This is a genomic window from Pseudoalteromonas sp. MQS005, from assembly GCF_001661605.1.
GTDB lineage: Bacteria > Pseudomonadota > Gammaproteobacteria > Enterobacterales > Alteromonadaceae > Pseudoalteromonas > Pseudoalteromonas tetraodonis.
Window position 1 is genome coordinate 56,181 of the sequence record NZ_LYRQ01000016.1, and the last position, 15,744, is coordinate 71,924.

Genomic DNA, 15,744 nt, shown 5'->3' on the forward strand with positions numbered 1-15,744 from the left:
ATGTTAGATTCTAAATATTTACGTCAAGATGTCGAACAAACTGCAGCACGTTTAGCCGCACGTGGTTATGAGCTAGATGTAGCGGTAGTGACTGAACTTGAAGAAAAACGCAAAACATTACAAGTAAAAACGCAAGAACTTCAAAGTCAACGTAACGCCAGTGCTAAAGCTATTGGTCAAGCAAAAGCAAAAGGCGAAGATGCACAGCCATTGCTAGACGCAGTTGCTAACTTAGGCAGCGAGTTAGACGCAGCTAAAGCTGAGCAAGACGAAGTGTTAGAAGCAATTAAACAAATTGCCTTAGCAATTCCAAACTTACCAGACGAGTCGGTACCAGAAGGCGCTGACGAAGACGACAACGTAGAAATTTTAACTTGGGGTACACCAAAAAAGTACGATTTTGAAGTTAAAGACCACGTTGACGTAGGGCAAGACCTAAACGGCTTAGACTTTGAAATGGGCGTTAAAATTAGTGGCGCACGTTTTACCGTAATGCGCGGCCAAGTAGCACGTATGCACCGTGCACTTACCCAATATATGCTAGACACCCACACAGATAAAAACGGCTACACAGAAATGTATGTACCGTACTTAGTTAATAGCGCAAGCCTATACGGTACGAGCCAATTACCTAAGTTTGCGGGCGATTTATTCCACACGTTAGGCCTAGTGAACGATGATGGCGAGCAGCAAGCTGGCTTTAGCCTTATTCCTACGGCAGAAGTACCGCTTACAAACAGCGCACGTGATGAAATTTACGAAGAAAGCGATTTACCTATTCGCCTAACAGCGCACACGCCATGTTTTAGAAGTGAAGCAGGCAGCTACGGTCGCGATACACGCGGTTTAATCCGTCAGCACCAGTTTGATAAAGTAGAGCTTGTACAGCTTGTAAAACCAGAAGATTCAATGCAAGCTCTCGAAGAGCTAACAGGCCATGCTGAGCAAATTTTACAAGCGCTAGAATTGCCATACCGTAAAGTGATTTTATGTATGGGCGACATGGGCTTTGGCGCAGCTAAAACATACGATTTAGAAGTATGGTTACCAGCACAAGACACCTATCGCGAAATTTCATCATGTTCAAACATGGTTGATTTCCAAGCACGCCGTATGCAAGCACGTTTTCGTCGTGAAGGTGTTAAAAAACCAGAGCTTTTACACACACTAAACGGCTCAGGTTTAGCGGTAGGGCGTACACTAGTTGCGATACTAGAAAACTACCAACAAGCTGACGGTTCAGTAGTCGTGCCAGAAGTATTACGCCCATACATGGGTGGACTTGAAGTGATTGGCAAAGCGTAAAATACTAGCTGACAGCTGACAGCTGTCAGTTTTTAGCTATAAGCTTTAGAAAGAAAGCCGCTGTTTTAACGAACAGCGGTTTTTTTTGTTGTATGGAGAAGGTGAAAGGGGAAAGAAAAAGGTCTAAGTTTTTTTATTTATTAGTGCATTACTCTTTTGTCTAATATTACTGATCTCCACCATTTTGGTGTTTTTCTACATCCAGTAAATTTAGATGAGAGCTAACTAATTGTTTACATGCGCTTATTCGCTGGTTACATTAGATTAATTATTATATTTTGACATTTGTTGGTTTATAAAGCGACAAATGTAGGATACAGAGTTGTTAGGCATTAGGAGAGTATATGGACATTTTTTCCCTAGCTGTTGGATTTGTCGTTGGCGGTTTTACCGGTGCAGCGGGCACTTTTTATGGTAATAAATTTACAGATCAACGACGCAGAAAGGAAAGCACAAAAGCGGAGTTCAACCAATGGGAATCTCTCAAACTAAAATTTCCAACAATCATTGAAGAGATGATTGAGGACGTAAAGAATCCTGATTTCGCTGGTGTCCGCACTTTTTTTATTAAATGTAGCCGGACTTCAGTGAATAAATCTGAGCCAAGTTTCGAATACCACACTGATATACATCCAGAATTAAACGCTGCGATTCTATATATGCAAGACTTAGGGTACATTGAAGATATTACGCCTAAGAATTGCCCTAAATATCGATTCTATGAGCATTTCTACGACTTGTTGAAAAATGCCTAACAAACGCATCAAACCTGACTCCGCAAGCAGGCCAATTTTTTCACGGCGCAAAAATAAAACCAAAGTGGTCAAATCTTGACTTCAAACCAAAGTGGTCAAATCTTGACTTCAAACCAAAGTGGTCAAATCTTGACTTCAGACATCAGAACTTAAATTCACAAAAGCGCAGCGTCTCTTATCCTCTTTGTGAATAAATATCTTCATTAAAAAGTACTCAGATAACAATTGAGCGTAATTAGTTAAGTTCTAACTATTTGTTAAATATTAAATTATCTTTGGATTTTTCTTCCTTATAACTTACTCTATGTACCTCATTGGCAGATTAATAAGTTGGCGTCATATGCCAAAGGATATTTATGAGTACTAAAAGTAGACGATTACGTAAGAAATTGTATTTAGATGAATTTGCTATTCTAGGTTTTGAATTTACTTGTAATTTAAATGTAACAGAGGAAGAGTTTGATTTATTGCTAGATGAGCTTTTAGAATTCATCGATAAAAGAAAACTTTGTATTGCTGGTGGAGGTGATTGTAAGTCATTCAGTGGCTTTATTTGTTCTGTTCATCGTTTTGGTTCGGCGACTAACCAAGATAGAGCAGACATTGAGCTTTGGTTAAAGTCTAAAGAAAACATTTCAAATATTGTTGTTAGTCAACTAGTTGATGCAAACTACGCAGTGTAATGATTTATCTAAAGATTATTTGGTTGAAGACCAAAATGAGCAAATATTAACTTCATATATCAGAACTTAAATCTTATTGCGGCTTAATTTAAGCCGCTATTTTGCATATTGAGCACGGCGTGATAAGTCGGGTTGTCTCAAGTAAATTCATCCTTTTGTCGGATGGCGTGGCTTCGCCACTTATCCGACCTACGTTAAAAAGTAGGTTGGTTAAGCCGAAGGTGCGACCCAACAGAGTTCTTAAAGCTATTAAAGCGGCTTAATTCAAGCCGCTACTTACCTCTAAAAGCGCAGCGTCTCTTATCCTCTTTGTAAATTAATTTGCTTTAAACAACATCAGCTTTGCCTCTTTTCCATCCGTTAATATCGCCACATTACCTTCAGCAGTGACAAACACATCTCTGAGCCTGCCTGTGGCTTCTGGAAAAATATGAGTCTGGGTGTATTCACCATTCGCTAAATTAATACTGTAGAGCTTTTTATCGACCAGTGTCGTGATAAGCACATGGCGTTGCAGTGAAGGGAAGGCTGCATGGTTAGAGCCATAATACGCCATGCCTGATGGGGCGATTGAGGGCGTCCAATCTACGCTTGGTTTAGCCATTCCAGGGTAGTCTCTAAAGGGAGAAATACGTGCTTGCGAGTAGTCATCTCCGTTGGTTATTACTGGCCAGCCGTAATTGGTGCCAGCCGTTAAATAGTTGAGCTCATCGCCGCCTGCGGGGCCGTGTTCGTGGCTAATAATTTGTTGTGTATCGTAATCATAAACCAAGCCTTGCAAGTTACGGTGCCCGAGTGAATAAATGGCATGCGCGTTAGCGTTTTCATGTTTAATAAACGGGTTATCGGTTGGAATAGTGCTATTTAAATTAATTCGTAGCACTTTACCTAATTGGCTGGTTATAACTTGTGCTTGCTCGCGGTAGTCAAAGCCATCACCACTTGAAAACAGTAAGCTGTTATCGGGCAGTACAAGCGCGCGGCCAGAGTAATGCTGCGGTGTGCCCTTATCGGTGGCGACTTTATAAATAATTTTTGGCGTTGAAAATTGCTCGCCATCAAACGTAGCTTTGGCAATAACGAGCCTGTTTGCATCAAGCTCACCTTGAGCGTAAGTGAATATTATTTCTTTTGATTCACTGTGATTTGGCGAAAGCACTATGTCGAGTAAACCGCCTTGCCCTGCAACGTATAAGCCCTCGAAATCTAGTTTAACTCGGGTTTGTTGGTTGTTTTTAATGATGACAACATGGCCATCACGCTCGGTGACTAACCAGGTATTATTTGGGAGTTTAACCATACTCCACGGTGAATTGAGGCCTGTTGCTAAGGTATCAGCAGTGTATTGCTGTGTTGGTAGCTCGGCACTGGCGTTACACGAAAACACTAAAAGCGCGAGTAGCGTAATACAACGTAAAGATTGTTTACCCTGCAAGCCTTTGCTAGTGTAAGAAAAAAGTTTCATTTTAAGTTGAGATAACCATGCATTTTTTAACACGTATACTCCCGTCATTTTTAGTTTCTTGGTTGCTTACATTCACTCTTGCTAGCTTGTTTCATAGTCAATACGTTGTCAATCAATTAGTTAATGTAGGTGTAGTAGTGGGCTTTAATGATCGTGTTCACTTAACCCTTGAAGATTGGCTTGGCTTGCTACCGACCTATGGCGCTATTATTGCGATTGCATTGAGTATTGCATTTTTAGTGGCTTGGTTTATTGCGAAAAAGCTTAAAAATCAGGGGGTACAATTATTTACCATTGCGGGTGTGGTAGCGTTTGCAACGGCGTTAATTGCGATTGAATCTATTATGAATATTACTATTATTGCAGGTGCAAGAGGTTGGGGTTTTTATGCGCAATTATTTGCAGGTGCAGTAGGGGGTTATGTATTTGCAAAACTCATTAAGGAAAATAAGCACAAGGCAGCGCATCAGGGCTTTTAAGTCAGTATTGGTCAGCAATGTAAAAAGCCGCTATTAATATAGCGGCTTTTGTGTGTATAAATTGCGTCGTGATATCAAAAAATCAAACTAAACAGCTTGTAACCACTTAAGCCAAAAATAAGCACTAACACCGGTAAAGTAAGTAAGTTTACCAACATTGAGTTGGTGTATTTGCCCATTACAGAGCTTTGGTTAACCAGCCACACTAGGTAGGTGGTTACAATAGGCAGTAATAAGCCATTAGCTGCTTGGGCAAAAATTATCACCGCGACAGGGTCTAAACCCAGAGACGCCACGGCGGCACCAAATAATAAAATAACAATGGCGACACTTTTAAAGCGGGTGTTATCCATTTTATTTGACCAACCTAACATGCCACATACTGCATATGCACCGGCAAGGGGAGCTGTTATTGCGCTGGTTAAACCTGCTGCAAATAAGCCAATAGCAAAAAAGTAATGGGCAGCATCGCCAAGTAATGGCTCAAGTTGTACCGCCATGTTGGCAGCGCTAATTTGCCCTGCATCTGTGCCATAAAATGCCACTGACGCGGTTGATAAAATTGCCAGCGTGATCACGCCACCTAAGGTGATAGACACACCCGTATCTACATTAGTTTGCTTAATAACTTTTTGCTTATCACTTTTGCTGTCGTGTCTTGCAGCTAAAACACCTGAGTGTAAAAATAAGTTATACGGCACTATGGTGGTGCCCACTAATGCCAATACGGTGGTAATTGAACCCTCAGGCATACTAGGAATAAACCCTGCTAACACATCACTCAGCGAGGGAGCAGCCATAACTAACGTAGAGATAAACACTAGGCTCATTAAAATCACTAATAAAATAAGCGCGTTTTCAACGACTTTGTGTTTACCGCTGTAAAGTAACACCGCACTTAAAAATGCAATGAGTGGCGTCCAAAGCTGGGCATTAACATGAGGAAATATTTCAATTAATCCCATGCTGGCACCGCTAAGGTTGCCAGCTTCATAGGCGGCACTGCCTACTCCAATGGCGCTGATCACTAAAAATATAGCGAGAGATTTAAATAGGGGAGTTTCAATGTGAGCTCTTAGCGCTTGCGCTAAATCTTGCCCGGTGGCTACGCCAAGGCGCGCCGCCATAGATTGTAATAATATGGTGGCAATAACTGAAAACAGTAATGTCCATATTAGTGCAAAACCAAAGTTTGCACCTGCCACGCTGGCAGTCGTAATAGTCCCTGGTCCAATGAAGGCAGCGGTGACGAGTAGTCCTGGTCCTAATCGCATAATTGACCTTAATAGTACTTTTGTATATTGCTATTTAAAGTTACATCTAACGTTTTATAACGCGATGCCTGTATTATTGCTGCCACTTATATTAAGTGCCTTGCAGCGATAGCCGCCCCTTGGCAAACCCTTTTTTGATGATAATCATATGTTAAAAAAGGTCGCGTAGCATACCAACTTATATATAAATTTAAAGGGGGTGTGGCGCGTTTGCACAAAATTAATACAATCAATAAATAACAGTAATAACCGCTTACCTCAGTTTAGGGCTTATTTAACGGCTTAGAGGATGACTGAATAACCTTAAATTGTTCACAGGTTTATGCCAATAACTATAGGCACTATAAACGCTTTGAACGCATTGTATTCAAACAGAGGGTTTGAATACCCTAAATATCACCCAATTCATGCCATCACGGCTTTAATGGCCTCTAAGCCTTTTCGCAAAGTGCTGGCATCGGTTGCATAATTAATGCGAATACACTGGTGTTTGTGTGCCCAAGCATCATCAATACCAATAAAAAAATTATGCCCGGGAATAATATAAACATCCTGCTCTTTGAGCTTTTGGTAAAGTTGTTCGCTGGTTATTTTTGCCTCTTTAAACCACAGCCACATAAAAAATGCGCCTTCTACTTTGTGTAAGTAAACGGGGAGGTGGGCAAATATTTCATCAAACAAGTTCATTGCTGTTTGTGCTTTTTCTCGATAAAAAGGCAGCACTGAATTTTTACACTGCGGAAGGAGTTCATCTTCATTAATAAGGCGCGTTACTAAACTTGGGCCAAAACTGTTCGGCGACAAAACCATACTGCCATTTACACGGCCAATGGCTTTAATTATGTCATTGTTAGCCACTACAATACCGGTTCGCAAACCCGGTAGGCCAAGCTTTGAAAGTGACATGCATAAAATAATGTTTGAGTTCCAGGTTAAGTTTGCGTCGGTATAAATACACCCTGGGAATGGGTCGCCGTAGGCGTTATCAATGATCAGTGGGATATTATATTGCTTTGCCAATAAATCGAGATGCTGTACTTCTTCATCAGTAATGACATTGCCTGTTGGGTTAGTCGGGCGCGATACACACAGTGCGCTAATGCTGCTGTCGCTTGCTAATACTTGCTCAACAGCTTTAAAGTCAATGATATATTTAAATTGGTTTGATCCACTTTCAGTATTTAAAATTTCGATATCGGGCTTTATTGCTACAAACATATCGTCAGTTAAGCCTTGATCTGCATAGCCTACATACTCAGGTGCCAGCGGAAATAAAACCTTTTTATGGCTTCCATCAGGCATACTGCCAGCTAACAGATTAAATAACACAAAAAAATTGGCTTGGCTGCCATTACCAAGCGCTATATTATTTGCGGTTAAATCCCATGAGTATTCACTTTTTAGTTGCTTGGCCAGAGCTGCTCGAAATGCATCATTACCCGTTGGGCCATCGTAAAGTCCAAATACGTTGGAAAGTGTATTATTAGCAACAAGCTTTTGTAACTCATTGATAAAAATATTATTAACCTCAGGCACTAAGGCCGGATTACCACCACCGAGCATAACAATATTTGGATTGTTACTGTTTTTAGCATCGCCTAAATCTTCCATTAACTGAGTAATACCATTAGGTTGAGTAAATTTAGTGCCGAAGTTTGAGTAATCCATAATGACCGTGTGCCTTAAAAAATGATAAGTTAGTGTAAATTAACACTATGAATTTGATATTGAAAAATTTTCACCGCTTAGATTACTATAGCGATAACCCGCTATAATCGTTTTTCATATTTTAAGTAGGGCAGCCTTATCAGCAACCTTGAATCACACACTAAAACACCTTTAAACACCACAGCAGACGATTCGGTTATTACTGATACGATTCTTAAAATTGCCACTTTTAACTTGTTTAATTACCTTGAGCCGCCTAATGCCTATTATGAATTTGAACGCATATACACCGCAGAGCAGTGGGCTAAAAAGCAGCGTTGGCTTGTAAATTACTTAACCGAACATCAGCCTGATGTGATTGGTTTTCAAGAAGTATTTAGTATTGAGTCGCTTAAAGAATTAGTTAAAGAGCAAGGTTATGCGTACTTTGCCGTGGTAGATGAGCCCCAGGTAATCGACGACTTTATTTACAAACGCCCTGTTGTGGCAATAGCCGCAAAATACCCAATTGCTGAAGTGGCAAGTGTTGAGCATGACCATGAGCTTGCTAAAAGCCTTGGTTTAACTGATGATTTTACATTTAGCCGAAAGGTGCTTAGAGCTACAATAACTTTACCGCATATCGGCAACACGGATTGTTATGTGGTGCATTTTAAGTCTAAGCGCTCAATGATAGAGCTTGATGAGCAAAACAAAGACCTCACACCCGAAAAAAATATTATCGAGCTATTAAAAGCCGATATAGCAGGGACTTGGGGCTCAACTATTCAGCGCGGCAGTGAAGCCACATTACTGATGATGGACATCATTGCACGCCGCGAATCTTCACAAAACCCAATGGTTTTAATGGGCGATTTTAACAACGACTTAGCCGATGGCGTTTTAAGCCATTTACTAACAAATACACTGCGCTTTGCCCCTGCGTTTGACAGTAACACTTACCTTGCAAAATATTGCCTTAACGATGCGTGGCAGTTATTTGCAAAGTCGCAATTAAATTTGGCTAATCAAAATACAGTGGATTTAAAGCGAAAGCCTACCCATTATTTTGGCGCGAGCAGCTTAGTGCTTGACTACATTTTGTTGTCTTGCGAGTTTGACTCAAGTTACGACGACAGCTTTTTTGAGGTGAGCCAGTACCATACTTACGATCGTCATTTAATTAACCCTGAATTTGAGCGTGATGATTTAAGCACCGATCATGGCGTGGTATTGATTAGCTTAGCATTAAGGTCGTAGCGGGTTTTGTTACTATAAATTGTAAGCTAATCTGCCGCTGACATAATTAGTATTAAGGCGCTCAGTAGGTGCCTTGATGTTTTCCCTTTCTTTTATCCTCTGTTTTAAAAAATCACTAATAATTAGTGCATTAACTCTAATTTATATTGATCCACATCATCTTTATTAACGGTGAGAGTGGTAAATTAGTGACGCTGGATTTTTAAGTTCGTTTAAATCGCTTATAACAACTACCCTTGTTGTACTTACAAAGCAGGGTTGCTATCATATAACAAATAGCGTGGTGTATCCTAAAAATTTTTACCTTGACTACCCTCACTTACATTACTTTATACATACATGGAGTTTTAGCACATGACAATTAAATCAACGTTCAAATCTTTGAGTAAGCTCGCTGTATTGGTCATTGTGGGGGGGGCTGGCTGGTATGCTTGGCAAACCTTGCAGCCTACATCATTTGCTGATCAACTCCCTGACAGCGTTGCCTATGGAAATGGGCGAATTGAAGCGACTGAGTACGATATTGCTACAAAATTACCGGGCCGCTTAGTTGACGTTATGGTGCAAGAAGGCGATATGGTCAAAGCGGGTCAAACGTTAGCGGTTATTGATACTGATGATTTAAACGCACAGTTACGTGAAGCTGAGGCGGGGCTTCGTGTTGCCAATGAGTCTCGTAAATACGCATTAGCGATTGTAGAGCAGCATAAAAGTGAGCTTAATTTTGCACAAACTGAATTGCGCCGCTCTGCAAAATTATTAGAAAAAGGCCATATTTCAAAAGAAGTGGTTGATCAACAACGAACCACCTCTGCTATTGCCCAAGCTGCTTTAACCGCGGCAAACGTAAAAGTTGTGCAGTCGGATGCTGAAATAGAAGCAGCGCAGGCACGTATTGAGCGATTACAAAGCAACATAGCCGACAGCACGCTCACAGCACCAATCAATGGACGCATATTGTATCGATTAGCTGAGCCTGGCGAAGTGCTTGGCGGTGGTGGCAAGGTTTTATCGTTATTGGATTTAACCGATGTTTATATGAGTATATATTTACCAACAGCGCAAGCGGGCAAGGTAACAATAGGCTCACAAGCGCGCATTGTTATTGATGCTGTTGCCGAGTATACATTGCCGGCTAAAGTGACGTTTGTATCTGCACAGGCGCAATTTACCCCTAAATCGGTAGAAACCCGAAACGAGCGCGATAAACTGATGTTTAGAGTTAAGGTAAAGCTCGATTCGCAGTTATTAAAAGATCATATCAAACAAGTAAAAACAGGGGTGCCAGGGCTTGCTTATGTGTTGTTAGCGCCTGAAAAAAATTGGCCTACGTCATTACAGGTACGAGTGCCTGAATAATGGATAACGACGATAAAAACATTCAAAAGCCACCAAGTGAAAGTGTGGTTACGCTTACTAAGGTGAGCCATCGCTATGCTAATAATCGCGTGCTGGACAACATTAGTATTTCATTACCTGCCGGGAAAATGGTCGGGTTTATAGGCCCTGATGGCGTAGGAAAATCAAGCTTGCTGGCACTTATAGCGGGGGCAAGGGCGATTCAAGAGGGGGAGGTTGAGGTATTAAACGGCAATATGCGCAGCAGTGGTTTTCGTAATACGGTGTCGCCACGCATTGCTTACATGCCTCAAGGGCTTGGCAAAAATGTATATCCAACACTTTCTGTGTTTGAAAATATAGATTTTTTTGGTCGTCTATTTTCTCAAAATAAAGCCGAGCGAAAACAACGAATTAATAACCTTTTAAAAAGTACAGGCTTAGAGGCATTTGCTGATCGCCCCGCAGAAAAGCTCTCTGGTGGGATGAAACAAAAACTCGGTTTGTGCTGCGCACTGATCCATGACCCTCAATTATTAATTTTAGATGAGCCAACTACCGGAGTTGATCCGCTATCGCGTCGTCAATTTTGGCAATTAATAAACAGTATTCGCGCTGAAAATACACAGATGAGCGTACTGGTTGCGACGGCCTACATGGAAGAAGCCGATGATTTTGATTGGCTAGTCGCTATGGACGATGGAAAAGTAATCGGTACGGGCAGCCCACAAAATCTAAAAGCACAAACTAACAAAGAATCGCTTGATGAGGCGTTTATAGCATTACTTCCTGAAGAAAAACGCCATGATCATCAGCGGTTAGTTGTGCCACCTCGTAAACAAGACATAAACACAACTCAGTTCGCTATAGAAGCAAATGGATTATGTAAAACATTTGGCGATTTTACCGCCGTTAACAAGGTGAGCTTGAGTATTGAACAAGGTGAAATTTTTGGCTTTTTAGGCTCAAATGGCTGTGGAAAAACTACCACAATGAAAATGCTTACGGGGTTACAACCGGCAAGCAGTGGCGAAGCAAAATTGTTTGGTGAAAAGGTCGATGCCAATAACATCGAAAGCCGCAAACGCGTTGGTTTTATGTCACAAGCATTTTCGCTTTATAACGAGCTTACAGTGAAGCAAAACTTGGTATTGCATGCACGTTTATTTCACTTACCCGCAGAGAAAATAGAGCCGCGCGTTAAAGATTTAATTACTCGGTTTAACCTTAAAAAATACAGTGACGATTTTCCTACCGATTTGCCCCTAGGTATTCGCCAGCGTTTATCGCTTGCTGTTGCGGTAGTACACAGCCCTGAAATGCTCATACTTGATGAGCCCACATCGGGGGTAGACCCCGTTGCAAGGGATGACTTTTGGCAGCTACTCATTGAGCTTTCGCGCGAACAAGGCGTGACTATTTTTATTTCGACTCACTTTATGGATGAAGCGGCACGTTGCGATAGAATTTCGTTAATGCATGCAGGTAAAATACTTGCCAGCGATACGCCAGCTGCACTGTGCCAAGCGCGTAATACCGACACACTAGAAGCTGCCTTTATTGAATATTTAGAAGAGGCGGTAAATGCAGCGGGAGCAAGCTCGGCGATACAAGTATCGATAACGGATAAACCCAAAGCATTGGCTACAGCGCCCGCTACTCGTAAAAATAACACTAACCCCACATTTAGTTTGTTGCGGTTATTTGGTTATGCGCATCGCGAAACGCTAGAGTTGTGGCGCGATCCTATTCGCCTAACGTTTGCTTTGCTGGGCTCGATAATTTTGCTGTTTATTTTAGGTTACGGCATTACATTTGATGTTGAAGATTTAAGCTTTGCGGTACTAGATCAAGACCAATCACCCGAGAGCCGCAACTACATTCAAAATATGGCAGGTTCGCGTTACTTTATTCAAAAAGCAGATATTAAAAGCCCGCAAGAACTTGATAAACGAATGCGCAGTGGTGAGTTAAGCGTGGCCGTTGAAATTCCACCTAACTTTGCTCAGCAATTTAAACGCGGCCGTAAACCTGAAATTGTAGTGTGGATTGATGGTTCTATGCCGTTTAGGGCAGAAACGATTAATGGTTATATGAGCGGCGTGTATTACAGCTATTTAACCAACTTATCTTTGCGCACTTATGCACAAGTACCAAACTTAGTGCCAGCTAATATTGAATCTCGCTATCGTTATAACCAAGATTTTAAAAGCATTGAGGCCATGGTGCCGGCGGTTATTCCACTACTATTGGTATTTATTCCTGCAATATTGATGGCGCTTGGCGTAGTGCGCGAAAAAGAGTTGGGTTCAATCATAAACTTATATGTAACACCGGTTAATCGGCTGGAATTTATTATTGGCAAACAGCTGCCTTACATTTTAGTGAGTATGATTAGCTTTTTTGGCTTAGTTGCACTTGCTATTACTGTGTTTGGTGTGGCGCTAAAAGGCAGCTTTTGGGCGCTTAGTTTGGCTGCATTATTATATGTTACAGCGACTACCGGAGTGGGGCTGTTAATTTCGGCTTTTACAAAAACACAAATTTCAGCACTGGCAGCCACTACGGTGGTGGTGTTAATGATTGCCGTTAACTTTTGTGGGCTAATTGACCCTGTTTCTTCCTTGGAAGGGTTTGGGGCGATTATTGGCAAACTGTTTCCGACCACCTACTTTTTAGAGGCGTGTCGGGGGGTCTTTAATAAAGCGCTTAATTTTTCTGATTTATCAGCCCAGCTACTGCCTTTATTCGCTTTTATACCCGTGCTGACTCTGGCCAGTGTATTTTTACTTCCAAAGCAGGACAAATAGCCATGCAACGTCGCGGAAACATTATTAATTTAGGTATTAAAGAGTTGCGTAGTTTATGGCGTGATAAGGTTTTACTGCTATTTGTTTTTTTTGCTTTTACTGGGCTGATTTATGTAGTGGCTTCAGCCACGTCGATAGAGTTAAATAATGCACCAATTGCAGTTGTTGATCACGACCAATCGCAATTATCCAAGCGTATTATTAATGCCTTTTATGAGCCATACTTTAAAACACCAGACAGTCTTTCATTAAGCGATGTTGACTCAGCTATGGATAATGGCCGTTATACTTTTGTGCTTAATATCCCGCCTTATTTTGAGCGTGATGTACTTGCAGCTAAGCAACCTACGATTCAAGTAAATATAGATGCTACGCGTATGTCGCAAGCATTTATTGGTGATAACTATATTCAAACTATTATTAACGGTGAAGTAAATGAGTTTGTGCAAGGTTATAGAACCGTTTATTCACTGCCAATAAAGCAATCGGCGCACATTATGTTTAATCCAAACATGACAAGTGTATGGTTTGGTAGCGTGATGGAATTGATGAACATGATCACAATGATTTCGATTATTTTAACTGGCGCCGCGGTGATCCGTGAACGCGAACACGGCACATTAGAGCATTTATTAGTGATGCCATTGAGCCCCTTTGAAATAGTGATGGCGAAAATTTGGGCCAATGGGTTAGTGATTTTATTACTAACTGCGTTTTCATTATTTATTGTGATCGAAGGTTTGTTACAAGTGCCTGTTCATGGCTCGCCAGGCTTATTTTTATTTGGCGTTGCTATTCATTTATTTGCGACCACATCACTGGGCATATTGTTAGGCACGCAGGCGCGCACTATGCCGCAACTCGGGTTATTGATGATCTTAATTTTATTACCATTACAAATGCTCTCTGGCGGTGTTACGCCGCGAGAAAGTATGCCTGAGGTGGTGCAAAATATAATGTTATTGGCGCCAACAACGCATTTTGTAAAATTTGCTCAAGCTATTTTATACCGAGGAGCAGGGTGGGATGTAGTTTGGCCTTACTTTTTAGCATTAACTGTTATTGGCAGTGTGTTTTTTACTGTTGCATTAATGCGCTTTCGTAAATCAGTGGCGCAAGGTTAGGGTAATATACCAACCTGCATAAATATTTGAACAATTTAACGAATTAAATCACCCTATAACGTTGTTAAAAATTTTTCATTTAGAACAACTAGATATCAAAAATTTTGCCTAGTTATAGAGCAATTTTCTTATCGTTAAAATAGATCCCATATCCAAGCAGATTGGTATTAAATATAACGCGTGTTTTCAAAAAAGTGGCTGTTTAAGATAAAGCCACCCGTTAACGTTAAAGCGCTAATGGGTGGCTACTGAAGATACCATCCGCAATAATAATTAAGCGAATGGGGATGACTTAGTTTAGTCTTGGGTTAATTTCTAAAGGAGATAGCGTAATGGTCGCATTACTGCTTGCTCCTTTATATTCTTGATAGTCTTTGTTTTCAAACAGCGTGTAAAAAACATCAACATAATCGTCATTATTAGTAAACCACTCATCCGGCATTGCTTTAAGTAGTTCATTGGTCAGCTTAGGAATAATGGCATAACCTTGCGCTTGTAAATCAGGAATGCTCGCCATTACTTGCTCTGATATTTCTAATAATTTTATTGCTAGAGTTTTATAGTTGGTGTTGTCATCTTGTTCCATTAAGAGTAAATCAACCGCCTGCCAACGATAACGCTGCCAATGAATTAGCACCTGATTAGGGCTGTAATCGGTTTTGTCATGATCTAAATAAGGTAAATCAACGATATCTAATATTGGTTCATCTCGGGTGGGGTCGATACCCGTTACAATGGCATAAATTTCAGCACCACCTGAGATCCATGGTTCATTGTCATCTTCTAAGCGTATTTTTTTCAATACACTGGTTTGCAGAGGTTGTTCATTGCTTAACTGGTTTTTTGGACTAACCGTGCTTTTACTGAATTTGTTAGCAGATAAAATTCCTCTCATTACTGCAATACCCGCATCTTGTACTTTTTGTTGATCTAATTCGACAATAAAGACAGGTTGGGTCGGCATTTGGTCAACACTAAGATAATGAATGTCACCATACTGATCGAACGCTTCAATCTCGCTCCATTGCGTATCGTCACCAGCGGGTGCAAATGCAAATAAAGGGCGTTCGCCTTGCTGCCAAGCGCTAAGCATTTTATCGCTTGCCAAACGCACTTGTAACAAACTACCGGTGTTTTGTGGTAAACCTTTCAGTTGTTGTAACGCGTTGTTTGCTAAACGAGTATTTTGTTGTGTGTGCATACCTAAAGACGGTAGCTGATCCGCATTCAAAACCAGTTTATATTGGCTTAGCGTTTGTTTAAGATCAGCGTTTAATACACTGTAATTAAGCGCTATTTGTTTTGCGAAATTGCGTTTAATGGTGGCTACGTCTTTGTATTGCGCCAACTTAGCCAAGTTTTCACCTTTTTCGATTTCATATTGAGCTGAAAAAGCGGGCGCTGATACACAGTTCAATAGCGCTAAGGTTACCAAGCATTTGGTTATTTTATTCATCATATTCATTTTACCGTTCCGTTATCAGTAACACTATAAAACAACACTTAGAATAAATACTCAAATAAAAATTATAAAATACGTAATTAGTACTGGTTTTAAGTTGCGCTCAGACTCTAAAAAAATACCAAGACGCTGTGATAGAGTA

General features: G+C 40.8%; 12 protein-coding genes. 8 read left to right on the forward strand and 4 right to left on the reverse strand.

Going from position 1 to position 15,744, the window contains the following annotated elements; genetic code table 11:
* The 3 genes from serS to A9479_RS07805 all read left to right on the forward strand — a co-directional run bounded on the left by serS (position 1) and on the right by A9479_RS07805 (position 2,743).
* Positions 1-1,305 carry a serine--tRNA ligase gene (gene serS, locus A9479_RS07795; protein WP_064663111.1) on the forward strand — a complete coding sequence of 435 codons (1,305 nt, stop codon included), beginning with the start codon at positions 1-3 and terminating at the stop codon, positions 1,303-1,305.
* A 344-nt stretch (positions 1,306-1,649) separates the two neighbouring features.
* Positions 1,650-2,060, forward strand: a complete 411-nt coding sequence (locus A9479_RS07800) for a hypothetical protein (protein ID WP_064663112.1) — start codon at positions 1,650-1,652, stop codon at positions 2,058-2,060.
* 356 nt (positions 2,061-2,416) lie between these two features.
* Positions 2,417-2,743, forward strand: coding sequence for a YggL family protein (locus A9479_RS07805; protein WP_064663113.1), 327 nt, complete (start codon positions 2,417-2,419; stop codon positions 2,741-2,743).
* Positions 2,744-3,059: 316 nt separating this feature from the next.
* Here A9479_RS07805 and A9479_RS07810 read toward each other — a convergent pair whose 3' ends face one another.
* Entirely contained in the window at positions 3,060-4,241 is a 1,182-nt protein-coding gene (locus A9479_RS07810; protein ID WP_082918309.1) for a PQQ-dependent sugar dehydrogenase, read from the reverse strand.
* Here A9479_RS07810 and A9479_RS07815 point away from each other — a divergent pair.
* Positions 4,226-4,687 carry a hypothetical protein gene (locus A9479_RS07815; protein WP_064663114.1) on the forward strand — a complete coding sequence of 154 codons (462 nt, stop codon included), beginning with the start codon at positions 4,226-4,228 and terminating at the stop codon, positions 4,685-4,687. The two genes, A9479_RS07810 and A9479_RS07815, sit on opposite strands and share 16 nt — an antisense overlap.
* Before the next feature lie 74 nt (positions 4,688-4,761).
* Here A9479_RS07815 and A9479_RS07820 read toward each other — a convergent pair whose 3' ends face one another.
* A complete protein-coding gene (locus tag A9479_RS07820; protein WP_064663115.1) occupies positions 4,762-5,961 on the reverse strand; it encodes an Nramp family divalent metal transporter in 1,200 nt (399 codons plus the stop codon).
* A 405-nt stretch (positions 5,962-6,366) separates the two neighbouring features.
* Positions 6,367-7,629 carry a valine--pyruvate transaminase gene (locus A9479_RS07825; RefSeq protein ID WP_064663116.1) on the reverse strand — a complete coding sequence of 421 codons (1,263 nt, stop codon included), beginning with the start codon at positions 7,627-7,629 and terminating at the stop codon, positions 6,367-6,369.
* A 234-nt stretch (positions 7,630-7,863) separates the two neighbouring features.
* Here A9479_RS07825 and A9479_RS07830 point away from each other — a divergent pair, with 234 nt between their 5' ends.
* The 4 genes from A9479_RS07830 (at position 7,864) to A9479_RS07845 (ending at position 14,140) form a co-directional block, all read left to right on the forward strand.
* The gene (locus A9479_RS07830) at positions 7,864-8,868 is read left to right on the forward strand and encodes an endonuclease/exonuclease/phosphatase family protein (protein WP_064663117.1); all 1,005 of its coding nucleotides are present in this window, start codon (positions 7,864-7,866) and stop codon (positions 8,866-8,868) included.
* A 354-nt stretch (positions 8,869-9,222) separates the two neighbouring features.
* Entirely contained in the window at positions 9,223-10,227 is a 1,005-nt protein-coding gene (locus tag A9479_RS07835; protein WP_064663118.1) for an HlyD family secretion protein, read from the forward strand.
* Complete coding sequence (gene rbbA / locus A9479_RS07840; protein WP_064663119.1) at positions 10,227-13,016, forward strand: ribosome-associated ATPase/putative transporter RbbA; 2,790 nt, start codon at positions 10,227-10,229, stop codon at positions 13,014-13,016. The genes A9479_RS07835 and rbbA overlap by 1 nt, the downstream gene beginning before the upstream one ends.
* 2 nt (positions 13,017-13,018) lie before the next feature.
* Complete coding sequence (locus tag A9479_RS07845; RefSeq protein WP_064663120.1) at positions 13,019-14,140, forward strand: ABC transporter permease; 1,122 nt, start codon at positions 13,019-13,021, stop codon at positions 14,138-14,140.
* Positions 14,141-14,432: 292 nt separating this feature from the next.
* Here A9479_RS07845 and A9479_RS07850 read toward each other — a convergent pair whose 3' ends face one another.
* The gene (locus A9479_RS07850; RefSeq protein ID WP_082918310.1) at positions 14,433-15,605 is read right to left on the reverse strand and encodes a DUF3103 family protein; all 1,173 of its coding nucleotides are present in this window, start codon (positions 15,603-15,605) and stop codon (positions 14,433-14,435) included.
* Positions 15,606-15,744 lie beyond the last annotated feature (139 nt).